The organism is Prodigiosinella confusarubida, from assembly GCF_002847015.1.
GTDB lineage: Bacteria > Pseudomonadota > Gammaproteobacteria > Enterobacterales > Enterobacteriaceae > Prodigiosinella > Prodigiosinella aquatilis.
The window spans coordinates 1,745,017-1,770,804 of sequence record NZ_CP025085.1; the positions used below are offsets into that span (position 1 = coordinate 1,745,017).

A 25,788-nucleotide genomic window follows, 5' to 3' on the forward strand; every position below is an offset into this window, starting at 1 on the left:
CATTTCATTATGGCAGTAATAGCAAATGACGCGGTAACTGGCTCAGTCGTTGTCCACCTTGGGGCGTTACTACCACGCTTTCACTAAACGCCAGCGAACGAGCGGAGACATACATGTGAAATACCATGTTTTCCTCCAACGGCCAGTTAGCCGTTGGTGTAAAGCAGCGCGAGAAATCACTGGGCCGGGGAGTCCGTGTATAGAGCCCCAGTGCGTAACCGGTAACGTTGCCGTAATGTTCTCTCAAACCTGCATCCAGCACCGCCTGCCGTAATAGCGCATCCACATCGCTGGCGTTTACGCCCGGTTTCATGGCGGCGATTTGCGCATTTTGAAATTGTATTAGCTGTTCCGCGCACTGGCGGTGTTCTGATGTCGGAGGGCCGATGAGAAAGGGGCGCATCAGGCGCGCACTATAATGGCGGACGGTGGGGATCAACTCGACATGCAGGATGTCGCCCGCAGTCAGATGGTGATCATGCCCACTGGCATGCAGGAAGCCGTTATCCCCGCCAGCGCAGACGATTGGGCCGGTTTCACCGCTGTCGGCGCCATTATGCAGGAATATCTGCGCGGCCAGCGCGCTGACATCACGCACCCGCCAGCCGGAAGCCGCCTGGGCGGCAATGGCACGCATTGCGTCGTCGGCGATATGCGCCGCCTGGCGTAACGCTTCCAATTCATCGGTAAATTTTACGCTACGTAGCCGATCGCTTATCCCTGTCATATCCTGCCAGTGAACGCCGGGCAGGCGCTGGCATAATTGTTGCCAGTTATGGACAGTCATGCCGTAGGAGTTGAAATCCGTGCCAATACAGGCATGGCCGTAGCCCCGCTGCGACAGGCTGTCCGCGACTGCCTGATAGGGATCCTGGTGATCATCATAAGTGACAATATCGTTCAGGTTGCTCAACGCACGGCAGGGCGCCTCATCCAGCTGGCGTAATACCATCCAGGGTTCGCCTTCCAGCGGTACCAGACAAGCGCGATAACACGTTTCCGATACTGTGTAGCCGGTTAACCATGCCAGTAATTCTCCGTGGTCGATTAACAACAGCGTGACGTCCGCCAACTGCATGGCGGCTCGGGTTCGTGCCAGGGCAAGCGCATAGTGTGATGTCATGAAAGTGTGCTTTCTGGCTGGCAGATATCCAGGATGGCCAGCAGATAAATGCGGATGGCATCGAGGAAATCGCTGATGTGGACTCGTTCATCCGGCATGGTGTTGAATTTTCCACCAGGGCCGCAAACCACACCTTCCATACCGGCACGCTGGTAGAAATGAGCAGCGTCAGTGCCGTAGAACGCGGGTGGTGTAATCGCACCCGTGGGTTGTGGTGTACCGCGCACGGTCGTATAGGCACGGTTGACCGCCGCCACAATCGCCGATTCTCGGGGGACTTCAAAAGGTAGCATGGTGGGTTTGTCCCGTTGACCATCGTCGAACAGTTCTGCTCTGAGACCGGGATGGCGAGCACAGAGATTGTCCAGCAACGCCTGCATATCTGCCAGTACGCCTTTGACCGTCTGACCAGGTGCAAAGCGTGCCGACCCCTTGATGCGGGCGAAATCTGCCACTTGAGGAGGGCGCCATTCCTGCAAATCATGCCCCAGTGCACCGTGGACTATCCCGACGTGGCAACGGTTGATGCTGAGGTGTTCTTTCGTGAGTGCGCCACTGAAGGTCATGGCATTTAACTGCGGAATCAGTTCTACGGCGGCGGCGATGGCATCCACCGCCTGTTCACGTTTGGATAGATGGCGAGTGTCACCGGTTAGTTCAATGGTGAACATCAGTGATCCGGCATGCATGGTCAGTGCCTGGATGTCGGTTGGTTCCGCGTTGATGAAGTAATCGGCCTTGATACCCTGTTCAATAGCAGCGATGGAGCCGATACCACCCTGGAGTTCCCCAACCACGTAGGTCAGGATCACGTCGCCTTTCAGTTTGATACCGGCATCGATCAGCGTTTTCAGCGCACAGAAGTAAGCCGCGTCACCCGCTTTCATATTGGACACGCCGATACCATAGATAAATTCGTCATCAATCTTGCCGTCCCACGGGCCGACGGTCCAGCCTTCGGTCACTGGGTTAGTATCCAGATGGCCGTTAAACAGCAGGCTGTTGCCGCCACCGGTGCCATGCAGGGTGCCAATGGCGTTAAGCCGTCCGCCGGGGACCGGTGTGAGAATGGTCTCCAGGCCGAGTTCGCGCATCTGTGCGGCCATGAATTCCGCCAGTTGCTGTTCGTCATCGGTGGCGCTGTAGCTTTTGTGTCGCACCATGGTGGCCAGGAAACGCAGGCAAAAATCGGTGTCGATGCGATGGAGTAACTGTTCTTTGGTCATGATGGATTCATTCTATGTTTAGTTAAATTCAGGTGAACGTGTCTCGGGGGCCGGGATGGCCGACAGTAACGCCCGGGTATAGGGGTGCTGAGCTTGTGCCGCCATCGCATCGCCCGACAATACTTCCAGCAGATCACCACGGTACATCACCGCAATGCGGTGCGCGATTTGCTGGATCAGATTGAGATCGTGGGTGATAAACAGGTAAGCGGTGCCGTAGCGTCGCCGCAGCTCAAGCAATAATTCAATTACGGTGGCCTGCACTGAGACATCCAGTGCGGCGGTGATCTCATCACAGATCACCAGTTCTGGCGGATGGGCAAAAGCGCGGGCAATCGCCACCCGTTGTTTCTGACCACCGGAAAGCTCATGGGGATAGCGTGACGCCATTGATGCCGGAAGGCGTACTTCCTCCAGCAGTCGGGTGATGGCCTGCGCTTCAGTTTCACCATCGGGCAGGCCATACAGCCGTAGCGGACGCGCAAGAATGTCACCGATGCGCATCCGTGGGTTCAGTGAGGCATCTGGATGCTGAAAAATCATCTGTACCCGGCGGCGGTAATCTTTGTCCATCTCGGCATGACCAAACAGCATGTAACCGCGGAAATCCAGCGAGCCCTCAAAGGGCACCAGACCGGTGATGGCTTTCGCCAGTGTTGATTTGCCGGAGCCGGATTCACCTACAATCCCCAGGATTTCCCCCTCATGAAGGGTCAGTGACACCGCGTTGGCAGCTTTGGTGTGGTTGGGGCGGCGTTTCAATAGTTTGTCCAGCAACCGGTGATGACCATACTGAATGGTGATCTCATTCAGGGTGAGTAGTGGTTGCGATGACGGTATGGCGTTTTCCAGCAGGCGTTTCGTGGGATCAGGTATTGCGGCGATCAGTCGCCGGGTGTAGTCATGTTGTGGCATTTGAAATAGGGAGGCTGCATCAGCCTGTTCCACAATACGGCCTTTTTCCAGCACACAGACACGATCGGCGATGTGAGACACCAGTGCGAGATCGTGTGAAATATATAAGGTGGCTACGCCAGTCTCTTCTCGTAGTCGTTCAAACAGTGCCAGAATTTGTGCTGTACTGATGACATCCAGCGCCGTGGTCGGCTCATCAAAAATCAGGCAGTCAGGCTGACAGGCGAACGCGGTAGCGATCAGGATGCGTTGCTTTTCACCGCCGGAAACCTGATGCGGGTAACGTTTCATCATTAGCGCCGGTTCTTTCAGGTCGACATCTCGTAACAGGGTTTCTGCATAGTCACGGGCTTCTTTGGCACTCAAACGACGGTGACGACGTAAGACTTCGGTAACCTGTTCGCCCAGCGTCAGGGTCGGGTTGAGTGAGGCACTGGGATCTTGAAAAATCATCCCCAGTTGTCCACCCCGAAGCTGGTGCAGTTTGTCCGTCGGCAAGGTGCGTAGATTCAGATCGCCAAGATAAATGTCTCCCTGACCCTCTCTGGCATTACTGGCCAGCCAGCGCATGATCGCCCAACCGAGTGTGGTTTTGCCGGAGCCGGATTCACCCACCAGGCCGACCACTTCCCCTCGATTTACGTGCAGGTTGATATCCTGAAGCACAGGCAGGTGTGATCCGTTCGGTAATGTATATACCAGGTTGTAATGATTGACAGCCAGTACCGGTTTTATTGCATCAGGTGTGCACATCAGTGACTCCTCGGATTCAGGACATCACGTAACCCATCACCGAGCAGGTTAAAACCGATCGCCACGATCGCGATGGCCAGTCCGGGGATCAGCATCATCCAGGGGGCGTTGAAGAAATAGGCGCGAGCCTCGGAAACCATCAACCCCCATTCCGGTTGTGGTGGTTGAGCGCCAAGCCCGAGAAAACTGAGGGTGGCGAACAACATGATGGCAAAAGATACCCGAATGGTGGATTCCACGATGATGGGGGCCACGATGTTAGGCAACATCTCCCGTAGGATGATGTAGAGCGAGGATTCTCCCCGGGCAATGGCGGCATTGACGTAATCCTGCTGGCGCGCTGCCAGCGCGACACTGCGGGCAATGCGCACCATACCGGGGACAAAGGCAATGGTGATCGCCAGTACGGCGTTCAGGCTGTTTTGTCCCAGGGTACTGACAATCAGCAGAGCGAACAGCAAACTGGGGATCGACATGATGGCATCCATAGTACGCATGATGGCTTCATCTATCCTGCCACCCAGATAGGCACTGGCGGTGCCGATGACCGAACCGATGATCATCGCCAGTACGGTGGCCAGCAGCGAGTCGATAATTGTGGTACGGGCACCGAACAGCACCCGGCTGAAAATATCACGTCCTAGTTGGTCGGTGCCGAACCAGTGCTCAGCACTCGGTGCCTGGTAACGTGCCAGAATGGATATTGCTTCTGGATCGGCGGGTGCCAGATGACTGCCAGCACACACGATCAACAGCGCCACCAGTAGAATACTGACCCCGGCAATTCCTTGCGGGGTACGCAACAGTCTTTTGACTACATCAAACATATTGGATCCGCTTATCAAGCATGGCGTAGGCCAGGTCAGCCAAAAAGTTAACCACCGCATAGGTAGTGGCGAGGATCATGACACCGCCCTGAATGGTGGGCAGATCGCGTGCTTGTACTGCAACGATCAATTCACGGCCGATACCCGGGATGGCGAAAATTTCTTCCACTACCACGATACCCCCCAACAGATACCCCACATCCAGCGCCACGATAGTAATCGCCGGCAACAGAGCGTTACGCAACGCGTGACGCCACAGGATCCGTCGTCGTGACAGTCCCTTCAGCCAGGCGGCTCGGATGTAATCGGTATGGAGGACATCTACCATTTCCGAACGCACCATGCGTGATACATGTGCCACCAGGATCATCGTCACCGTCACCGATGGTAAAATCAGGTGACGCACGCCATCCGCAAGGTTCTCGCTGAGCGGTACGTAACCGGTGGCCGGGAGCAGTTGCCAGACATCGGCAAACAGCAGCAGCATCAGGGTGGCGGTCACGAACTCGGGAAATGAAATACCGATATAGGACAGCACGCTGACCAGTACATCCGCCATCTTTCCTTTTCGCACTGCCGCCCAGATACCCAGTGGCAGTGCAATGAACAGCATCAGCGACAGGGCGCACGCCGCCAGCAACAGTGAGCGGGAGAGGGCTGTGAGCAGCGCTGGCGCCACCGGAAGATTGGTGCGCATGGACACGCCGAAGTCTCCATGCAGCATTGCCGTAAGCCAGTGCCAGTACTGTAACCAGGCGGGAGCATCCAGACCGAGGCGGGCTCTGACGGCAGCCAGCGCTTCAGGCGTGGCGTTCTGCCCAAGAAGTGTGACTGCTGCATCGGCGGGTAACAACTGGGTAATGCCAAAGACCAGCACCGAAACGACCAGCAGAGTATAAATGACCAATAACAGGCGTTTTAGTAGATAACTTGCGCTCACAACCACTCCCTGTTTAGTTCCGACGTACCGGTGCTTGAGGCGTCAGCCAGACATGATCAAGACGAAACACCGCACCGCGCGGATGCAGCGCGTAGCCGCGCACATAATGCTGGCTGGCGGAGAGTAGATTGAAGAACGCCGGAATCACTGAAGGAATCTGATCGTGCATCAGCAGTTGTGCTTTGCCATAAGACGCCCGGCGTTTGCTGTCATCCGTCGTGCTTCTGGCTGCGGCGATGGCGGCATCGAAATCGGCATTGTTCCAGCGGGTTTCATTCCAGGCGGCATCCGAGGTGTAGAGCAGGGAAAATATTGCGTCTGGTGTGGGTTGCATGTTGTAGAAACCGACGTAGAAGTTGCCTTTTTTCCAGACTTGATCCAGATAAGTGCTATTAGCCATGGTTTGGACATTGATACGGAATCCGGCCGGTTTGGCCATTTCCCGTACTGCGATCCCCAACTGGGTGCGGGATGCCGGTTTGTCCGAGGCGATCAGCGTCAGATCCAGCCCATCCGGGTAGCCTGCGTCGGCCAGTAATGTCTTGGCTTTGGCGTAGTCGACTTGTCGTAGTGGAATATTTCTGTACCACGGATAAGAGGCGCTGATGGGCGTGTCATTGCCGGGGGTACCGTAACTGTCGGCTACAAAATCGATCATCGCCTTGCGGTCAATACACAGCGCCAGCGCCTGCCGTACCCGCATGTCATCAAACGGTTTTTGATCGCACCGCATGTTGATATTCAGGAACTGGCCGGATGGCACCCGCAGTGGCTGAATACCACTGGCGGCGGACAGGCGTTTGAATTCGCTGGGCTGGGCTGCCAGCATCAGATCGGTATCCCCGGCGATCAACGCAGAACTTTCGGCAATTGCGTCAGGATAGACAACTATTTCCACCCCATCGAGATACGGGCGTTTCGGGTCGTAATAGTTCGGATTGCGTTTCACCACGATCTTGCGATCAGGCTCATACGATACCAGTATGAACGGGCCTGCCCCTAGCGCTTCTTTTGACAAGCGATCCAACTGATTCTGTGCAATAGCAGCAGGCACAATCTTGGCATCAGGATATGTCAGCATGACAGGCAGGTCGGCATAGGGAGCCTGGGTATTGATCACGACTTTGTCATTGCCATCGGCATGTAGATCTTTGATCGGGCCGATATTGTGCCGCCCCGGCGACGCGTTTTTGACGTCCAGGATAGCATTGAGGCTGGCGACAACATCATTGGCGGTCAATGGTGAACCATCGCTGAATTTCAGGTTGGGGCGCAGAGTGAATGTCCACTGCGTGAGGTCAGCGTTGGCGTGCCAGGCGCTGGCCAGATCGGGTTCGGCCTTCATCTCCTGTGTCAGCCTGGTCAGGCCGCTGTAGAGCAGTTCAGCCAGTAGGTATTCAGGGTTAACGCGTGCCTGCTGTGGATTTAGCATGTTGACTGCCTGGTCGACACTGATGCGCAGAATGCCTCCATTGCGCGGGGTGCCTCCTGCTGTCATTGCACTTGCTTCTGTCGCCTGCGCATGAAATGACAATGGCAGCATGGCAGTGCCGGTGATCAGTGTTGCGTGGGTAATAAACTGCCGTCGGTTTATTCCTTTCATTGCACACATCGCGGTTTCCTCTACTGTCTACTGTTTATAATGAAATACCCTGGGTTGGCGAAAAATCATCGGCCAGATAGGCCAAAATGGACTGCGATAAAGCGACAAGATCCTGCATGGTGGTGTATTCATCGGCAGCATGAATATGGTTATCCGGCCGTGCTAGCCCACCTAACAGAATTTCCTGAATGCCTGCCTGCTGAACCCATCCCATGTCGGAGCTGGTGGATGATCCCCAGGCGGCAAAATCGTCTGTATGAAAACCGAAGCCCAGACTCAGCGCGTGTTGCCAGCGCGGCCAGTGCGGCCCGGTCGGGTCACTGACCGGTGCCAGATGACCGATCAGATAGTGCTCGGTACTCAGTGCGGCGGAAGACGACATCGATTGCGTAATACAGTCGGTCAATTCTTGCCAGACATCGTCAAAATGCTCTTCAGGTGCGTAGCGGCGGTTAACCAGTAGGTCGAAGCAGGCTGGCAGCGTGGAACCTTTGCTGCCGCCTTGGGCCATCGCGAGTGTCAAACGGGATGTCAACGGTTTACCCGCAAAGTGCGGTGGCGATGGCATGGCAGAGGTACGCTTCTCGACTCGTTGTTTCAGCGCCATCAGCGCCTGCATCAATGACTGGCTCTCTTCAATGGCGTTGATACCGTCAACGGGATCGCCAGAGTGCGCGGCCCGGCCTGTCACACGGATCTTCACATCCAGACTACCAAAGCAGCCAGCCCAGATACGGGGAACCGCTCCACCATTGAAACTCAGCATATGTCCCTGAAATAGCTGCTGTTCGGCCAGATAGCGAATACCGGGATATAGTCCGCCCTCTTCATCGGTACACAGTAACAATACCGGGTTGAAGCGTAGCTTGAGCTTATACCGCTGTGCGGCACGAAGCGCCGCCAACGCGGCGACGATCGTCCCTTTCATGTCAGCGCTGCCACGGCCAATCAAACGCTCGCCAGTCTGACTGAGTACCAGTGGCGGGTAATGCCAGCCATCACCTGGTGGTACGGTATCGACGTGAAAATAGAGATTACAGTTTTCCGCGGCATCAGCGGGCAGCGTTGCCAGAAGATTGATCCGCTCTCCCACTGCGCTGCCATCTGGTGAATGCCATAAAGACTCGGGTACTGAAACGCGTTGAAAGGTAAATCCCATCGGTGTCAGCAGAGACTCCATCAGATTGGCAAATGCACCGTAACCATTGCCAGGCGGAAAGCTGGTATCAACGGCGAGCATCTGACGCAAATCTTGTAGAATGGCGGTTGAATCACCAGATATTGCCGCCAAAGCCTGCTTAAAATGGGATTTTACGTGCATGTCATGTTCACTGAGTTGTATTTCTATATAGTTTATAGATAATGCAGATAAGCGAGATGGTCAACAGGTAATCATTCATGATAATGAAAAGATCTGACGGACAGGATGCAGTGGTTTTTAGTCGTCTTGAGGAGTTTGAAGGTGCCCCGCGCTATGAAGTGGTGAAGCGCTATATCAGTGAATCAATACTGGTGGGGGAGCTGGCTGCGGGTACGGTGCTGCCCAGTGAAAATGCTCTGGCGGTCGATTTTGGGGTTTCTGTGGGGACGATTCGCAAAGCGCTGTCCGCCTTGACCACCGAAGGGATGCTGATGCGCCGCCGTAAAACGGGTACGGTGGTCACAGGATGGGCACCGTTGCACAATTTGAGTCACTTCTTTCGCTATTTCCGCCTTCATGGCAAAGATGGTCGTTTGCTCAATTCACAAACGATCCTGCTGGATTACCACCAAGCGCTCGCCAGTGAACAAGAAGTGGAAAAACTGAAGCTGCAATCAGGTGACACGGTTATCTACCTAAAAAGGCTGAGAAAAATAGATGGTGTACCCGCCATGCATGAAACTATTGTGCTGCCTGAAGCGCGTCTGCCCGATTTTCCGCATGAAGATCAAGTGCCGTCATTGCTCTACCGGTTTTTGATGGATCAGTACGATATTCGAGTGGCGGCGGTGCGTGAGCAGATCACCGCTGAACTGGCCAGTGAAGAAGATTGTCGATTGCTGGCGTTGCAATCGCCTCAGGCGATACTGGTCATTGATGAAATCTCTTTTGATCAGAGCGCACTGCCAGTGATTCTGGCCCATCACCGTTTCATTACCAGGAACGTCATGTATGTCAATGAGATCCGTTAACAGAGCCTGAATTTATCCTCGCATTTCAGTTCACCCGATATGCTTATTCTGAATTTGTAGAAAAATCTGTTGGTTGTGCGAGGGCCTTGTCAAGTCGCGTACAACTCTGCTCCCGGCAGCGTTGCCACCCGAATCACTAACTTGAGTAATCTCATCGGGATCCCTTCGTTTGCCGGGTTCCTGCAACTTGATTTATTTAGGGTGTAACCAGCCATACTCATCTCATTTCCTACAATACTGGAGGCAGGAACTGATTTATTTATTACTGTCGTAAGATATCCCTGATGAAGGCGAAAAAGATCCTGTATCGCGCCTGTAACTGATCTGCAACTGACACAATAGTGTGCCAGATAAATTTATATATAAATCATGTGCCTGTGATGAATATGGCTGCTTATATTTATGACAGACTTTCTGCTAAAGGCAAATCATTTGTACCGATCGATGATAGCCTTGATATAGTTGAAAACTATCAATAAAAGATTATTGATCTGTATAAACGATCGATACTATATTAGAAAATTTTAATTTATTCTCTGATTTGTGTCTTCTTTGACCACTAAAGGTGGATTTTGATGATGTCATCGCCTCTTTTATCAAAGAAAATACGGTGCTTTTACTTCTTTCTATCAGCGTTTTTTCACACCATCGTATGCAATAACGTAAACGCAGTAATTGTAACGTCCCCCCTTCTGGATAGCGTTTTCCGCCTGTGCCGATAATTTTAATAAACTCTCTTACGCACTACGACAAAGGTTAAGGCTCTTCTCATTGCCCCGCTTATGCTCAAAACGCGAGCAGTTATGGTGCAAAGAATCGCCACCCTGCACCACATTGAGCCAGTCTGCTACCCATGACGATAAAACGAAGCTCCTGCCTATGGTGGTGTAAAGCGCGAAGTAAGTATGCTGAGAGATTGGCATTTATATTGCATATACTTGTATATACATAGACAGACAATGACTTAATAGACAGACGACAACTTGAAACTTGCTTAACTTCACCAGAAGGAAATCGATATGCTTTCTTTGCGTACCATAACATTTTCACTCGCTGCTGCTTGCTGTCTTGGCGTACTAGCGTCCACCACTTCCCTGGCGGCGTCAGCGCCAGAATCTGGTGAGTTGAAATTAGGTGTGGAGCCCTGGCTGGGTTATGGCCAGTGGCATGTTGCCGCCGCTCAGAACCTGTATAAGAAAAACGGTCTGGAAAAAGTCGATATCATCAACTTTGCTGAAGACAAGGATATTAACGCGGCGCTAGCCAGCGGCCAGATCGACGCCGCCAGTATTGCGACCCATACCGCGATGGGCATGATTTCCGCCGGTTTGCCCGTGAAGATTGTCCTGTTGCTAGATCAGAGCCAGACTGCCGATGCCATGCTGGTGTCCAAGGACGTGAAAACCCTGAAGGATTTGAAAGGTAAGCGGGTGGCTTATGAAGAAGGCACCACCAGCGATATTTTGCTGCGCAGCGCCCTGTCCTCAGTCGGGATGTCGCTTCGTGACATCAAGCCAGTGCCGATGCCAGCCGCGTCTGCCGGTAGCTCGCTGATTGCCAAACGTGTACCGGTAGCGGTGACCTACGAACCTTATCTGTCGGTAGCAATGAAAGCTGACCCGAGCGTGAAAATGCTCTACAGCGGGAAAAACGATCCGGGTCTGATCAGCGACGTATTGGTCGTGCGTGATGATATGATCAAGAACCGACCCGGTCAGATTGCGGCTCTGATTAAGACCTGGGGCGCGGCAGTGACGCATTATCAGGCTAATACTACTGCCGATCGCGCAGTGATTGCCAAGGCGGTCGGCTCCACGCCGGAAGACCTTCGTACCGCTTTTAACGGTATCAAATATTACACCCTGGCCGAGAACAAGCAGCAATTGAGCCACGAGTTCTCGAACAAAACCTTCCCCCATGTACTTAAAGCGGCTACCGATGCGGGTATCGTAACCCGAGCTATTACGCCGAAAGAGGCGATTAACGCCAGTTTCGTTAACGCTGAGTGATCGTTACTGTTTCCACGTTCTCTTCCCTCTGCGGGGAGAGTTGGCGGGGACGTCGCCATGAACGTTCCTCGTCCTGATGTCCTCCGCCGGGAGGCGTAATAACCGGCTGTGTTCGGAGGCAGTATGAGTTCGTTAAAGCTGGAGAGCGTCAGCATGCCAGACAAACCGCGCCGCCGTCGTTGGAGCCTGATGACCATCGGTAAGGAACCTACACGCACGCAATTTCTGACTATCGCCGTGGCAGTGTTTGTGCTGCTGTTGCTGAGCTGGTGGCTGGCCACCCGTAACGGTGCGATCCCAGCCATTTTTCTACCTGGTCTGGATCGCGTCTGGTGGCGTATTGCCGGCCTCGCGGCTGATGGGACACTGTGGGGGGATGTGAAAAGTAGCCTGTACCGCATTGTGATCGCCTTTGCCATTTCGTCGGTGATGTCTATCGTCATCGGTGTGTTAGCGGGTTGTTACGGTCTGTTCAAGGCTATCGTCGAACCGCTGGTGGACTTTATCCGATATATGCCGGTGGTAGCCTTTGTGCCGCTGACGATTCTGTGGACTGGCACCGATGATATCCAAAAGTTCCTGGTGATCTGGATTGGTACCTTCTTCCAGCAGGTGCTGATGATGATTGATGCAGTCAAACGGGTGCCCATCGACTTTATTGGTCTGGGCCGCACGCTGGGCATGCCGGATCGCAAGATCTTGTATCGTATTGTGCTGCCGGCTGCATTACCCGGTATTTGGGATGCCCTGCGTATCAGTCTGGGTTGGGCCTGGACCTGGTTGGTGCTGGCCGAGCTGGTGGCTTCAACTTCCGGACTGGGCTACCGCATTGTGGTGTCGCAGCGCTATTTCCAGACCGACACGATCATCGGCTATATCCTGTTGCTCGGTTTCCTCGGGCTTATTACCGACCAACTGATGCGCGCCGCTGAGCGCGTGCTGTTCCGCTATAACCGGAGGCGTTCCTGATGGCTACCTTAACCCTGCAAACGCTGGAAAAAAGTTTTCCGTTGGGCAAAACGCGCCGCCGCGTGCTGCACGGTATCGACCTGACCCTGCATGATAACGAGTTCGTGTCGATTGTCGGTGCCTCGGGTTGCGGCAAAAGCACGTTGCTGTCTATCGCCGCCGGGCTGGAAGAGTTCGACAGCGGCGACGTGCTGGTGGATGGGCAGTCGATTACCGGTCCCGGCATTGATCGTGGTGTGGTGTTCCAGTCCTACACCTTGCTGCCCTGGCTGACCGCGCGTCAGAATATTGAATTCGCCCTCAAGGCGGCTGGCATCCCCGCCAGTCAGTGCCGTGATATCGCTCAGCAACACCTGGAACTGGTGAAACTCGACAACGCCGGCGACCGTTGGCCCGGCGAACTGTCCGGTGGCATGAAGCAGCGCGTGGCGATTGCGCGTGCGCTGTCTTACCGTCCGAAGATCCTGCTGATGGACGAGCCGTTCGGTGCGCTGGACGCCATGACGCGTCACCAGATGCAGCAACTGTTGATTGAAATCTGGGAAAAGCACCGTCTGACGGTGATGTTCGTCACCCACGATATTGAGGAGGCTGTGTGGTTGTCTGATCGCATTGTGGTGATGGGACAAGGCGTTATAGAGACGACTTTCGATGTCGGCTTGCCGCGCCCACGCGTAGAGGCGTTAAGCCGAGAGGCTGAATTTATTGACCTACAACATCGTGTTCTGGATCGCATACGCCATCCGGCACTGGCTAATGAATAAAGGAAATGAAGATGGCTGTAACTTTTCATGATCTGTCGGCGTCAGATACGCTGCCCGCCGAACTGTTCAAACGTACTGAATCCGATCTGTCATTCTTCACCGAGCGCGTAGTGCCGATTATTGCCGCGGTACAGCAGGAAGGTGATGCGGCACTGATCCGTTTCGCCCGTGAATTCGATGGCGTGCAGCCGGAACATTTCGCTATCCGTGCTGAAGAAAGTGAGTTCGACGACGCTTTCGCACGCATGGACCCGGAAGTGATCGAATCGATCCGCTTTGCGGTGGAAAACGTGCGTGCTTTTCACGAGGCTCAGAAACCGGAAGAGATGTGGCTCAAGGAAATGCAGCCAGGTGCCTTTGCTGGCGATCGCCATGTGCCGATCGACGCAGTGGCTTGTTATGTGCCGCGCGGCAAAGGCTCATTCCCTAGCGTGTTGGTCATGACGGCGGTGCCGGCCGTGGTGGCCGGTGTTCCGCGCGCAATTGTTATTACCCCGCCGGGACCGGACGGCAAGGTGGATGACGCAACTCTGGTGGCGGCGCGTCTGGTGGGTATCACGGAAATTTACAAATGTGGTGGCGCTCAGGGCGTGGCGGCAGTGGCCTACGGCACCCAGAGCGTACCAAAGTGTCTGAAAATCGTCGGTCCAGGCAGCCCGTGGGTCGTGGCAGCCAAGCGTCAACTGACCCACCTGCTGGATCCGGGTGTGCCAGCCGGCCCAAGCGAAAGTCTGATTCTGGCGGACGACAGCGTAGATGGCGCATTGGCGGCACTCGATTTACTGATTGAATCGGAACACGGTCCTGACTCATCCGCTTATCTGGTGACCTCCAGCCGCCGCGTGGCGGAGCAGGCCATCGCCGCTTTGCCCGGTTACTGGGCGCAGCAGACCGAAAAACGCGCCGAGTTTTCGCAGAAGGTCCTGGGCGGCGATCACGGCGGCGTGGTGCTGACCCGTGATTTTGCCACCGCAGTGGAATTCGTTAACCAGTATGCCCCAGAGCATTTGGAAATCCTGGCCGCCGAGCCAATGGCGGTGATGACGAAGATTCGCAATGCCGGTGAGATCTTGTTGGGCAATTATACTCCGATCACCTTAGGTAACTTTGTGTTGGGCCCTAACGCGGTACTGCCCACCAACGGCGCGGCTAAAACGGCCGGGCCGCTGTCAGTGTTTGATTACATGAAGCGCATCTCCATCGGTTATGTCACCGCCGCGGGTTATGACCCACTGGCCGTCAAGGCCAAGCGTTTCGCCGAATACGAAGGTTTCCCAGGACATGCGCTGGCAGTTTCCGATGTACGCAAGCGACTACTGGAAGGAAAAAACAATGCCTGAGGCCTGCCGAGAACCACTGGCCGCGCAAGCCCGGACACTGGCGCGTGCTGGAAAATGGCAACCGGCGAGTGACAAGCTGTGTCAGCTGATTGGGGAAGTCGTCGGCATACCTGCTCGTCATCTGGAGATTAACCGCGACCAGTACAGTTTGAATTCACTGAACGGCCGTGTCACGCTGGCGGATGATCGCACACTGTTCTTCAAATACCACCATGAAGAGGGTGAAGACCATACCATTGAGGAGTATTACCGTGCTGGGTTGCTGCGTGATCACGGTTTCCGGGTGGATGTACCGCTGTATGCCTGTGGTGAGCCGGGACGGCAAATTTTATTGTATCAACTGCGCAATGATCGTCGGCTGGCGGACGTGTGCCGTGATATCGAGCTGAGCGGCGACTGGGATGGTATGGGCGCTGTGGTGGGTGCACAACAGCGTGCCGATGCCGAAATCCTGGCCCTTACCCTGCCAACCTTGCGACCGGGACAGGCCGCCGACGTGGTGACGGAACCGATTCATCAATTGTTCTATCATCGGTTGATGTCCCCTGGCGATACGCCGGGACTCGGTGGCCGTGTCAAACAGTTCTATGTGGATCAAACCTTTAAACTGGGCGACGAATCGCTCAGTTGGCAAACGTTGAGCAATTTGCAATGGGAAATCAACGGTGTGCGTTATGGTCATACGTTGCGCCAACTGTTTTTGGAGGCAGCGGTGGTGCTGGCGCCGGGAAGTCTGGCCAATCACGGCGTGGTGGTGGCGCACGGTGATGCCCATAATGCGAATGTGTGGTTCGATACCCATGCTGATCAGCCACAATTGGTGAGTTTCGACCCGGCGTTTGCTGGCAGCCATATTCCAGCGCTGTTGGCGGAGGTTAAGGCCACTTTCCACAATATTTTTGCCCATCCGCACTGGCTATACGAGCCCGCGCAGGCGACGGATTGTTATCAGATCAGTGTTAAACGGCGCGGCGATACCCTTGAGGTGCGGCACGACTGGCAACTGACGCCACTGCGCGCCGCTTTCCTCAATAGTAAGGGCGAGCGTTACTGGCGTCCTCTGCTGCGCGAGCTGAAGGCGCGTGGTTGGTTACCCCGGCACTGGCAGCGCATCGTGCGGCTGGCGTTATTCTGCTGTCCGATGCTGGTGCTGGATTTGCGAGCCGACGGAGGCAGTGGGCATACGTCGGTCAGCTCGCCGCTAGGTCTGTCTCTGGCTGTGATGCTCGGCAGCGAGGGCGATGACGCGTTCAATCAGTGGTTGCAGCAACTGATTTAAGGAGCGAAGTATGGAGGCGGTACGATTATACGGCATTGGCGATCTACGCGTGGAGTCGGTTGCCGAGCCGGCCATCGCGGCAGGGCAGGTGCGGCTGTGGGGATTGGTGGCGCCGTCAATCCCGCTGGACGCGGTGCCTCAGACTTATGACCACCTTATCAAGGGCAAGAGTCCCTATCTTAAATCGGTGATCCAGCCATGAATGCGCGGATGCAGACTTTTTCGTTACAGGGCCGGCATGCGCTGGTGACCGGCGGCACGCGTGGTATTGGCCATGCGCTAGCACTAGGACTGGCTGAGGCGGGTGCTATGGTGACCATCACCGGACGCGATCAAGACAGCCTGTCAGCGGCGCTGTCGCACCTGCGTCAGGTGGATGCCGGTGCGCAGGGCGTATTGCTGGATGTGGCAAACACCGCGCAGATTTCGTCGGTGTTTGCCGCACTGGACGTTGCCCCGGATATTCTGATTAACAATGCGGGCACTGAGCAGGTATGTCCGTCACTGGATCTGGATGAGGCGTTATGGCAGCGCATTGTTGACACCAACCTGAAGGGCGCTTTTTTTACGGCTCAGGCTGCCGCCCGGTTTATGGTGAAAAATAGCGGCGGTTCGATCATCAATCTGTGTTCGCTGACCAGTCAGGTGGGTGTGCCGGGCGCAGCGGCTTACGGCGCATCGAAGTCGGGACTGGTGGGGCTGACCCACACTCTGAGCACTGAGTGGGCGCGTGACGGTATCCGGGTTAATGGTATCGGACCTGGTTATTTCAGCACCGATCTAACCGCAGTGTTCTATCAGGATACCCAGTGGTGCGAGGCGATGCTGCAAAAGATTCCGCAAGGACGTTTCGGTGAGCTGGACGATCTGGTTGGTGCGGTAATTTTTCTGTGCTCCGATGCGGCGCGCTATATAACCGGTCAGGTACTGTATATCGATGGGGGATATCTGGCGGCGATCTGAACCGGCCATATGCGACCGGTTTGGTATGGCAGTGAGGGACTCACGCCGCTTCAGCGTAGTGTTGGGAGGTTTTCCCGTAGCAGATGCGGGCCCAGCTCATTGATGCAACTGCAACCTAGCTGCGCCAGCGTGCGATCGATTTCAGCGTACAGGATGGATAACGCCTGATGCGCACCGGCTTCACCGGCAGCAGCCACCGCATACAGCAAAGGGCGTCCCAGCAGTACGGCGTTGGCACCTAACGCCAGCGCCTTGACGACATCGGTACCGCGGCGGAAACCACTGTCAATGAGAATTATCGCCTGCTCACCCAGCGCGTGGCGGATGTCCGACAGTACCAGCATCGGGCTGATGCTCCCGTCCAACTGACGGCCACCGTGGTTGGATAATACGACGCCATCCGCCCCCAGCGTCATCGCCTGCCGCGCATCCCCCACCGTCATGATCCCTTTGATCAATAGATCTCCCTGCCATTGCTGACGCAGCCAACCTAGTGTTTCCCAGTTGAGGGTCGTGTCCATCTGCTCGGCAAAATAGGCTGCGCCGCCGACACCACGTTGGTATTGTGGTGGCAGGTAGGGTTTTAGGTTGCCGAAGCCCGGCATACCCTGTGGTTTTAAGGTACGCCAGACCCAGCCTGGCCGACGCGCCACGTCGAGCAAGCTGCGCAACGACAGTTTCATCGGCCGTCGGTAGTGGCGTTTGTCTCGTTCCCGATTGCCGAAATGTACCGCGTCCACCGATACCACCAGTGTGGTGCAACCGGCGGCGCGAGCGCGGGTGAGCAGATCGATGGTTACGCGGCGATCTTTGAGGACATATAGTTGAAACCAATGATGGCCCTGACCGTCGGCCGCTACCTCTTCCAGCGAGGCGGTGGAGACGGTGCTTTGGATCAGGCTGATGCCAGCACGGCGTGCGGCACGTGCCAACATCAGATCAGCCTGATAACGTAGCATGCCGTTATAGCCAGTAGGGGCGATGAGCAAGGGGGCGCACAAAGTCTCCCGGCCCAGAACTACGCTCAGATCCCGCTGGCTACAGTCCTTGAGCACTGGTGGCACGAATTGCCAGCGTTCGAATACGGTTCGGTTATGCGCCAGCGTGCGTTCATCATCTGCCCCGCCATCCACATAACTGAATGCGAATCCAGGCAGTGCCCGTCGGGCCTGCGTCCGAAAGTCGTCGAGATTTAAGATCATAGTACCTGCCTGAGCGCACTGATGAAACGTTGATTGTCGACCGTGCTACCCACCGAGACGCGGATCCAATGGGTATAACCCGGCTCCAGCCAGGGTTTGACAATCACACCAAATGGCAGTAGCCGCTGAGCCAGCGCGGCGCTATCCCCCGCAGTACGGAAGAACAGGAAGTTGGCGCTTGACGGCACCACCTGTAACCGGAGTTGAGTCAATTGATCTGCCAACCAGGTACGCTGAGCGCTGACGTGGGCTACGCTGCGTGCGGTGTGGTCACTATCGTGCAGGGCGGCGATAGCCGCTGCCTGGGCTGAACGGTTGATATTGAATGGTGTGCGCACCCGGTTGAGAATATCGACCAACGCGGGATCGCTGGCCAGTCCGTAGCCGACGCGCAGCCCTGCCAGACCATAAGCTTTGGAAAAAGTACGCAGTACGACCCATGGCCGCGACTGGTGTTGCAGCACTGCCAGGCTATCGGGATAGCCATCCAACTGTGCGCAATATTCGTAATAGGCCTCATCGATGACCAGCAGACAATCTTGTGGCGAACTGTCAATCAGGCGCTGGAAGCCGTCGCCGTCCAGCATGCAGCCGACCGGGTTGGATGGGTTGCTGAACATGACCATTTTAGCCGGGGTCTGCAACGCTTGTTGCCAGGCCGCGACATCAAATGCCATCTGGGCATTGACCGGTACACCAGTGACATTGGCTCCCATCATCTGTGGGTAAATCAGATGCAGGCCGAACGACGGCAGCAGTGTCACTACCCGGTCACCAGGGTTAACGAAGGCCAGACACAGGAGCTTGAGCAGGTCTTCCGATCCGTTGCCGATAATCACCCGGTTGGCGTCTACGCCATTGGTCTGGGCCAATGCATCGCGTAGCTGCTGGCTGCTGGGGTCCGGGTAAATGGCGCTGAGGCGGGCACTCTCCTGCAACGCGGTTATTACCTGTGGACTGGCTCCCAGCGGGTTTTCATTACTGGCCAGACGCGCAATGGTATCCACGTTGTAGCGGGCACGAACTGCTTCATCGGACAGCCCGGCGTTATAGGCACCCAACTGTCGTGCTTCTTTACGAACCAACGTATTAATCAACTGTTCGGACATAATGGTCTCCAGATTGAATCGCATGGAGGGGCAGAGACAATATCAAACGCGTTTGATGACAAAGCATATATAGCGGCGATAATGAGAAGATCGTAAAGACGCTGCAAGTCCCTCCCTGTAAGCTCAAGCCGCGTCATCCCTGGCGCGGATGCTTTACTTCTCTTTCTCATTATCACCGTTCCGACGCTATACGTAAGTTTGTCAACGCTCTGTCAGGTATTACTTCACCATCGGCAGATTCAGGTCGTGCGCATGGGCGCAGGCTACGGCGCTATCATAGCCCGCATCAGCATGACGCATTACGCCAGTAGCAGGGTCGTTCCACAGCACGCGACCCAGACGGGTGTCAGCCTGTTCGGTGCCATCACAGACGATCACCAGACCGGCATGCTGTGAGAAGCCCATGCCCACGCCGCCGCCATGATGCAGGCTAACCCAGGTGGCGCCACCGGCAGTGCTGAGCAGCGCGTTGAGTAGCGGCCAGTCGGATACGGCGTCAGATCCGTCTTTCATCGACTCGGTTTCGCGGTTGGGCGAGGCCACCGAGCCGCAGTCCAGGTGGTCGCGGCCGATAACGATCGGTGCTTTCAGTTCGCCATTACGTACCATTTCATTGAATGCCAGCCCAGCCAGATGACGTTCGCCAAGACCCAGCCAGCAGATACGGGCCGGCAACCCCTGGAAGGCGATGCGTTCGCGTGCCATATCTAACCAACGGTGCAGATTCTTGTTGTCCGGGAACAGTTCTTTGAGTTTGGCATCCGTCTTGTAAATATCTTCCGGATCGCCGGACAGGGCGACCCAGCGGAACGGCCCCTTACCTTCACAGAACAACGGACGGATATAGGCGGGCACGAAGCCAGGAAAATCAAAGGCATCGCTGATGCCTTCGTCCAGCGCCACCTGACGAATGTTGTTACCGTAGTCGACGGTTGGAATGCCCATATGGCAAAAGTCGAGCATCGCCTGAACATGTACCGCCATGGAGGCGCGTGCGGCTTTATTCACTGCCTGTGGATCCTCGGTACGCAACCGGGCCCACTGATCCAGCGTCCAGCCGATCGGCAGATAGCCGTTGATCGGGTCATGCGCAGAGGTTTGATCGGTGACAATATCGGGTTTCATACCGCCGGCTTTGGCGCGCTTGACCAGCTCCGGCAGCACTTCCGCCGCATTGCCCAGTAAGCCGACCGAAATAGCGCGCTGTGCCTGGTTAGCTTCAGCGATCATTTGCAGGGCTTCATCCAGTGTGTAGGCTTTGTAATCCAGATAGCGGGTTCGCAGACGGAAATCGATGCGCGATTCCTGGCATTCCACCGCCAGTACCGAAGCGCCAGCCAGTACACCAGCCAGCGGCTGAGCACCGCCCATACCGCCCAGACCGGCAGTCAGGATCCATTTGCCACGCAGGTCGTCGTGGTAATGCTGACGGCCGGCTTCGACAAACGTTTCATAGGTTCCCTGCACAATGCCTTGCGCGCCGATGTAGATCCACGAACCGGCGGTCATCTGGCCGTACATCATCAGACCGGCCTTATCCAGCTCATGAAAGTGGTCCCAGTTGGCCCAGTGGGGCACCAGGTTCGAGTTGGCGATCAGCACCCGCGGAGCGTCGGCATGGGTGCGGAACACCCCGACCGGCTTGCCGGACTGCACCAGCAACGTCTCTTCTGGCTGGAGCGCCTTGAGCGAGCGCAGAATTTGTTCGAAACATTCCCAGTTGCGTGCCGCCTTGCCAATCCCACCATAGACCACCAGATCTTCTGGGCGCTCAGCTACGTCTGGGTCGAGGTTGTTTTGGATCATGCGGTAAGCGGCTTCAATCAGCCAGTTGGCACAGTGCAATTCGCTGCCGTGAGGGGCGCGCACCACGCGAGCGACGGCTTTGCTTACAGTCTCAGTCATTTCTTATTCCTTATCCAAAATAGGGTTATCCCTGATCAGGCGTAGCTGGGCAGCATGGTGGTGATGGCATCAGGCCAGACAGTATTGACAGCCCATAGTCGCATCTGCTCGATATCGGGTGCCATCAGGCGGTCTTTATCCAGGAACGCTACGCGCTCACGCAAGCGTGCCAGCTCCTGTTCCAGGACTGCGGAGCTTTTCAGCGGGCGGTGAAAATCGATACCTTGTGCCGCTGCCATAGCTTCGATACCGACCACCGCGGCGGTGTTGAAGCACATCTCTCCCAGACGCCGCGCCGCATAGGTGGCCATCGAAACATGATCTTCCTGGTTGGCGGAGGTAGGCAGGCTGTCCACACTGCCTGGATGGGCGAGGGATTTGTTTTCCGATGCCAGCGCGGCGGCGGTGACCTGGGCAATCATAAAGCCGGAGTTGACGCCGCCATCGTTGACCAGAAACGGCGGCAGACCGGACAGACCGCTATCCAGCAGTAATGCCAGACGACGCTCGGAGATGGCGCCGATTTCTGCCACCGCCAGCGCGATGATATCGGCGGCGAAGGCCACTGGTTCGGCATGGAAGTTACCGCCAGAAATGACATCTCCGGTATCGGTAAATACCAGCGGGTTGTCGGAAGCTGCGTTGGCTTCTATCTGTAGCACGCGCGCGGCGTGTTGCAGGTTATCCAGGCAGGCACCCATGACTTGCGGTACACAACGGATAGAGTAGGGATCCTGCACGCGTCCGCAGTTGACGTGAGAGGAGAGGATTTCACTGCCTTCCAGCAGTGTGGAGACGGCGGCGGCTACGGCTATCTGGCCTTGCTGGCCGCGGGCCTGATGAATCCGGGCGTCGAATGGTTTGACTGAACCTTTGATGGCTTCCAGTGAGAGCATGCCGGATATCAGGCCGGCGGCGAACACTTTTTCGGCCTCGAACAGGCCGCGCAGTGCCAGCGAGGTGGATACCTGGGTGCCGTTTAGTAGCGCCAGTCCCTCTTTCGGGCCGAGGACGAACGGTTCCAGACCGGCTTTTTTCAGCCCGTCTACGGCGGGGATGCGTTTACCTGCTACTCGCACCTCGCCTTCACCCAGCAGTGTCAGCGACATATGCGCCAGCGGGGCCAGATCGCCAGAAGCACCGACCGAGCCTTTTTCAGGAATACACGGCATCACGCCGGCGTTGAACAAGGCGATCAGTGCGTCCAGTAGTTCGATGCGGATGCCGGAATGGCCACGCGCCAGACTGATGATTTTTGTTGCCATGATCAGGCGTACCACATTATCTGGCAGCAGTTCACCCAGACCGACACTGTGGGATAACACCAGGTTACGCTGTAATTCGGCCAGGCGAGCTGCGGGAATGGTGGTTTGCGCCAGCTTGCCAAAGCCGGTGTTGATACCGTACACCACGTTACCGGCACTGACGATGGCATCAACGGTATTACGGGCGGCAATCACCCCGGTGCGTGCGTGTTCATCCAACGCCAGGCTGACATCACCGTGGTAGATGGCTTTGAGCGTCGTCAAATCCACCTCACCGGGCGTCAGGTGACATGCTTGTGTACCGAGCAACATAGTATACTCCTGTCTATACAAGTTCTGCGAAAAGGAAACCCGATTAAACGGGCAAAGTGTCAGGTCGCCGTCACTGGCATCACGTAGTCAGATCATCACGATGCTGAGTGAAGCCTAAGGCGTATAGTATTGTATATACAACTTGTTGCAATGCTTATGCCAGATTGCTTATATCATTCCGGGGGACCTAATACCGTGATCGCCGCAGAATAGCAGCCAGTATGGTAATTATGATGCACTGAACTGAGGCTTTTTATGCACTATTTTGGTGCTGGCGCGCCAATTAAGATGTATATACATTTGCTTTATCAACCAGTAAACTGAAGTTGTCATTTTTCTTAAGGATATGGATATGGTCGAGCAGAGCGCTATTTCGCAACTTGCCGCCGCCATGAGTGATCAGCCGGCGCCCATTTATTTGCGCGTGAAGCAGGCGATCATCAGCCAGATCACCGAAGGCGTGTGGAAAGCTAATCAACGCGTGCCGTCCGAGAGTGAGCTGGTCAATGAGCTCGGCGTCAGCCGCATGACGATCAATCGCGCTCTGCGCGAGTTGACCAGTGAAGGTTATTTGATTCGTATGCAGGGCGTAGGTACCTTTGTTGTCGAGATGAAGGGCTATACCGCCATGCTGGAAGTGCATAACATCGCAGAAGAAATTGCCCAGCGAGGCCATCGTCATACCAGTAAAATTCTGTCGTTGGCAGAAGTGAAGGCCGATCCGGAGCAGGCAGCGGTACTGGGTCTGGCCACCGGTCATTCGATTTTTCATTCAGTGATTGTGCATTACGAGAACGATTTGCCGGTGCAGTTGGAAGATCGGTTGGTAAACCCACTGATGGCACCGGATTACCTTAGGCAGGACTATGACAACCAGACGCCGTACACCTACCTGATGCGTGTGGCTCCGTTGACCGCAGGAGAGCATATTGTGGAAGCGGTGGTGCCAGATGCACGCCAGCGCAAGGAACTGCTATTGGATGAGCACGAACCCTGTTTATTGATTCACCGCCAAACCTGGAGCGATGCCAAAATCGTCACCTATGCCAAGCTGCTGTATCCCGGTTCGCGCTACAAGTTGTTGGGGCGTTTCAAAGGGCACGGCTGATGCCTGGCGATATGCGATATATTGGTGCCAGATAATCGCGGTAAACCGAGTAAGTCCCCAGTCACTGACTGATATCAGCTTCTGGAGACTCACCCGGCAGCTTTCTTTCTGCAACTCGAATTATTCAGGATATGTACAGTAAATAACTTATCCCATTAATTGATACTGCTTTAAATGATCCAATGCTTTCGACCCTATATTAATTGGTCGAACAACCACAATTTCCTATATTTGTATTTACAACCACATCACCACGGGTACTGGCCTGATGTGCTGCATCAAATAATGCTTTTGTTTTCTCTGCATCAATATTATTGAAAACTATTCTGCCATCAGGTTGTACTGTGATATCTTTTACAGATATTTTTCCAAAAGAGGTATTGATTTGTGATGACGTATTGGTAATAAGGTATTGTTCCAATTTACTATTTTTTTTGAAAATTAATTGCTTTTTATCTTCATCAATGACACAGTCTTTTTGGGGAATGTCGACGTGGTCCATAATATATACCTCACTGTTTATATGATGTTTGTAACAGGGATTGTTGATTTATCTGCCCACAATTTGTGTGCGGATATTGATGGGCACTCTAGATCTTTTTCATTTTCAGTAAATAATGGGATAGACCATGCTCGTACTTTATCTATGTCTAATGTCATTAAACCATCTTTGTTTAAGTGTCCAATGCTATTGACATCACTGTTAAGTGCTACAGTACATTTTAAAACATCTCCATTAGGGCGTATAACAAAACTATTTAGTTTTGCAGCATAACAAATATAATTATTGTTAACAGATTGAAAAATCAGTTCTGGCTGTATTAACTTTAATAACTCGGACAAATAAGTTAGCTTTTCTTTTTTATCATTAAAAATGGTAATGTTATCGTCATTATCTCCGCCTAGTCTTTCAATGGAATGGAAAAAAATTGTGAATCTATGGTCATTAGAAAATTCTTTGTTTATTCTTTCTATTAACGTAATGGTTTGATGAATATTATCAGGAGAATAATGTACCCTTAGTATTATATTAAAATTTAACGTCGATCTCCTGGCTTCCATAAGGTTATGCCATATCGTTTGAAAAGACCCTTTTCCATTGGATTTTTTTCTCATCTTATCATGGTATTCTGCATATCCATCAAGCGTGATTTGATAGCTTGTTATGTTCAGGTTTACTAAGGCAGTTAAATTCTTAAGTGTCAAATAATAGCCATTTGTCGTCATACTGCTGGTATATTCAACATTATTTTGCTTTGCGCTGTATTTTATATGACTGCTGATTTTTGTGATCTGACGTAATGCTAAAAGTGGTTCTCCTCCGAACCATAATATATTTAATTTTCTTAGTCTTGGTAATGCATTATCAACGAACTTATTAATTGAATCAGCAACTTCATTTCTCATATTGCCAATTGCGAAATCCTCGTAACAATATACACATCTGAAATTACACTGCTCGGTAGGCATTATAGTCAGTTCAAGGTATCGGTCATCTAATGAGGCTAAGATATGATTGTTCATTTATGATACTCTCGGTTTATCAAACATACCCACCATGCTTTACATTACAGGTGTATTGATTTTATTATTCTTCTCTATTAACTATAGTTAATGAAAATTTTATTTCCACTGATGATCGATTTGATGTCTGGTTTTTATATCGAGTAGACTTCAGGATGCAAAAAGGCAGCAAGTGAGCGAATCACGATACGCTTACCTAAGTAAATAATTCGGATGAATAAAATCAATGCATCAGCAATATGAAAGATGAAGTGGATGTAACGCGGAATTTCATAGTCAGATAAAAGTTATTCATCTTTATATATTTAAGACTATTAGTCTTAATTGTTATTATTTCGATAATTTTTATTGGGATGAGATAATCAATTCTAACCTTGATGGATATGGAGTGAGCAAACTGTGCCAGTTGGCTCAAAAAAATATAGGTCAGCCAATGTTGCAATCCAATAAATTCACTCTCCACGTAGCGAGAAGGAATAC

Annotated in this window: 22 protein-coding genes; 9 read left to right on the forward strand and 13 right to left on the reverse strand. The window is 53.9% G+C overall.

The features are described 5' to 3' along the window. Positions 1-7: 7 nt before the first annotated feature. From CWC46_RS08095 to CWC46_RS08125, 7 genes are read right to left on the reverse strand one after another with little or no spacing between them, the layout of a single operon-like run. Positions 8-1,123, reverse strand: coding sequence for a M24 family metallopeptidase (locus CWC46_RS08095; RefSeq protein ID WP_021017374.1), 1,116 nt, complete (start codon positions 1,121-1,123; stop codon positions 8-10). Next, a complete protein-coding gene (locus CWC46_RS08100) occupies positions 1,120-2,349 on the reverse strand; it encodes a M20 family metallopeptidase (protein ID WP_021017373.1) in 1,230 nt (409 codons plus the stop codon). The genes CWC46_RS08095 and CWC46_RS08100 overlap by 4 nt, the downstream gene beginning before the upstream one ends. Positions 2,350-2,367: 18 nt before the next feature. Next, the gene (locus tag CWC46_RS08105) at positions 2,368-4,017 is read right to left on the reverse strand and encodes a dipeptide ABC transporter ATP-binding protein (RefSeq protein WP_021017372.1); all 1,650 of its coding nucleotides are present in this window, start codon (positions 4,015-4,017) and stop codon (positions 2,368-2,370) included. Then, the gene (locus CWC46_RS08110; protein ID WP_021017371.1) at positions 4,017-4,844 is read right to left on the reverse strand and encodes an ABC transporter permease; all 828 of its coding nucleotides are present in this window, start codon (positions 4,842-4,844) and stop codon (positions 4,017-4,019) included. The genes CWC46_RS08105 and CWC46_RS08110 overlap by 1 nt, the downstream gene beginning before the upstream one ends. Continuing rightward, positions 4,837-5,784 carry an ABC transporter permease gene (locus tag CWC46_RS08115; RefSeq protein ID WP_021017370.1) on the reverse strand — a complete coding sequence of 316 codons (948 nt, stop codon included), beginning with the start codon at positions 5,782-5,784 and terminating at the stop codon, positions 4,837-4,839. The genes CWC46_RS08110 and CWC46_RS08115 overlap by 8 nt, the downstream gene beginning before the upstream one ends. Positions 5,785-5,797: 13 nt before the next feature. Continuing rightward, positions 5,798-7,396: an ABC transporter substrate-binding protein gene (locus tag CWC46_RS08120; protein ID WP_021017369.1), complete on the reverse strand. Its 1,599-nt coding sequence runs from the start codon at positions 7,394-7,396 to the stop codon at positions 5,798-5,800. A gap of 25 nt (positions 7,397-7,421) precedes the next feature. Then, on the reverse strand, positions 7,422-8,708 hold the full coding sequence (locus tag CWC46_RS08125; protein WP_021017368.1) for a M20 family metallopeptidase: 1,287 nt from the start codon (positions 8,706-8,708) through the stop codon (positions 7,422-7,424). Between the two features lie 77 nt (positions 8,709-8,785). On the opposite strand from CWC46_RS08125, the gene CWC46_RS08130 reads away from it, so the two are divergent. The 8 genes from CWC46_RS08130 (at position 8,786) to CWC46_RS08165 (ending at position 16,883) form a co-directional block, all read left to right on the forward strand. After that, a complete protein-coding gene (locus CWC46_RS08130; RefSeq protein ID WP_021017367.1) occupies positions 8,786-9,559 on the forward strand; it encodes a GntR family transcriptional regulator in 774 nt (257 codons plus the stop codon). Between the two features lie 1,019 nt (positions 9,560-10,578). Further along, entirely contained in the window at positions 10,579-11,568 is a 990-nt protein-coding gene (locus CWC46_RS08135) for an ABC transporter substrate-binding protein (RefSeq protein WP_021017365.1), read from the forward strand. A 123-nt stretch (positions 11,569-11,691) separates the two neighbouring features. Then, the gene (locus CWC46_RS08140; RefSeq protein ID WP_021017364.1) at positions 11,692-12,537 is read left to right on the forward strand and encodes an ABC transporter permease; all 846 of its coding nucleotides are present in this window, start codon (positions 11,692-11,694) and stop codon (positions 12,535-12,537) included. Then, complete coding sequence (locus tag CWC46_RS08145; protein WP_021017363.1) at positions 12,537-13,301, forward strand: ABC transporter ATP-binding protein; 765 nt, start codon at positions 12,537-12,539, stop codon at positions 13,299-13,301. Before CWC46_RS08140 ends, CWC46_RS08145 begins: the two co-directional genes overlap by 1 nt. 5 nt (positions 13,302-13,306) lie before the next feature. Beyond that, entirely contained in the window at positions 13,307-14,641 is a 1,335-nt protein-coding gene (gene hisD / locus CWC46_RS08150) for a histidinol dehydrogenase (protein WP_037382493.1), read from the forward strand. Continuing rightward, positions 14,634-15,920, forward strand: a complete 1,287-nt coding sequence (locus CWC46_RS08155; RefSeq protein ID WP_021017361.1) for a hypothetical protein — start codon at positions 14,634-14,636, stop codon at positions 15,918-15,920. Before hisD ends, CWC46_RS08155 begins: the two co-directional genes overlap by 8 nt. Before the next feature lie 10 nt (positions 15,921-15,930). Further along, complete coding sequence (locus tag CWC46_RS08160) at positions 15,931-16,122, forward strand: hypothetical protein (RefSeq protein WP_021017360.1); 192 nt, start codon at positions 15,931-15,933, stop codon at positions 16,120-16,122. A gap of 8 nt (positions 16,123-16,130) precedes the next feature. Then, positions 16,131-16,883 carry an SDR family NAD(P)-dependent oxidoreductase gene (locus CWC46_RS08165; RefSeq protein ID WP_237160213.1) on the forward strand — a complete coding sequence of 251 codons (753 nt, stop codon included), beginning with the start codon at positions 16,131-16,133 and terminating at the stop codon, positions 16,881-16,883. 50 nt (positions 16,884-16,933) lie between these two features. On the opposite strand, the gene CWC46_RS08170 is transcribed toward CWC46_RS08165, so the two are convergent. The 4 genes from CWC46_RS08170 to hutH form a co-directional block, all read right to left on the reverse strand. Beyond that, the gene (locus CWC46_RS08170; RefSeq protein WP_021017358.1) at positions 16,934-18,085 is read right to left on the reverse strand and encodes an alpha-hydroxy acid oxidase; all 1,152 of its coding nucleotides are present in this window, start codon (positions 18,083-18,085) and stop codon (positions 16,934-16,936) included. Next, positions 18,082-19,194, reverse strand: coding sequence for a histidinol-phosphate transaminase (gene hisC, locus CWC46_RS08175; RefSeq protein WP_021017357.1), 1,113 nt, complete (start codon positions 19,192-19,194; stop codon positions 18,082-18,084). Before hisC ends, CWC46_RS08170 begins: the two co-directional genes overlap by 4 nt. A 219-nt stretch (positions 19,195-19,413) precedes the next feature. Continuing rightward, entirely contained in the window at positions 19,414-21,099 is a 1,686-nt protein-coding gene (gene hutU, locus CWC46_RS08180) for a urocanate hydratase (protein ID WP_021017356.1), read from the reverse strand. Between the two features lie 35 nt (positions 21,100-21,134). Further along, positions 21,135-22,676: a histidine ammonia-lyase gene (gene hutH / locus CWC46_RS08185; protein ID WP_021017355.1), complete on the reverse strand. Its 1,542-nt coding sequence runs from the start codon at positions 22,674-22,676 to the stop codon at positions 21,135-21,137. Positions 22,677-23,028: 352 nt separating this feature from the next. Here hutH and hutC point away from each other — a divergent pair, with 352 nt between their 5' ends. Continuing rightward, positions 23,029-23,784: a histidine utilization repressor gene (gene hutC, locus CWC46_RS08190; RefSeq protein ID WP_021017354.1), complete on the forward strand. Its 756-nt coding sequence runs from the start codon at positions 23,029-23,031 to the stop codon at positions 23,782-23,784. A 199-nt stretch (positions 23,785-23,983) separates the two neighbouring features. Here the strand turns inward: hutC and CWC46_RS08200 are convergent, their stop codons facing one another. Both CWC46_RS08200 and CWC46_RS08205 read right to left on the reverse strand, forming a co-directional pair. Continuing rightward, the gene (locus CWC46_RS08200) at positions 23,984-24,286 is read right to left on the reverse strand and encodes a hypothetical protein (protein ID WP_021017353.1); all 303 of its coding nucleotides are present in this window, start codon (positions 24,284-24,286) and stop codon (positions 23,984-23,986) included. 17 nt (positions 24,287-24,303) lie between these two features. Then, the gene (locus CWC46_RS08205) at positions 24,304-25,308 is read right to left on the reverse strand and encodes a radical SAM protein (RefSeq protein WP_021017352.1); all 1,005 of its coding nucleotides are present in this window, start codon (positions 25,306-25,308) and stop codon (positions 24,304-24,306) included. Positions 25,309-25,788: the final 480 nt, after the last annotated feature.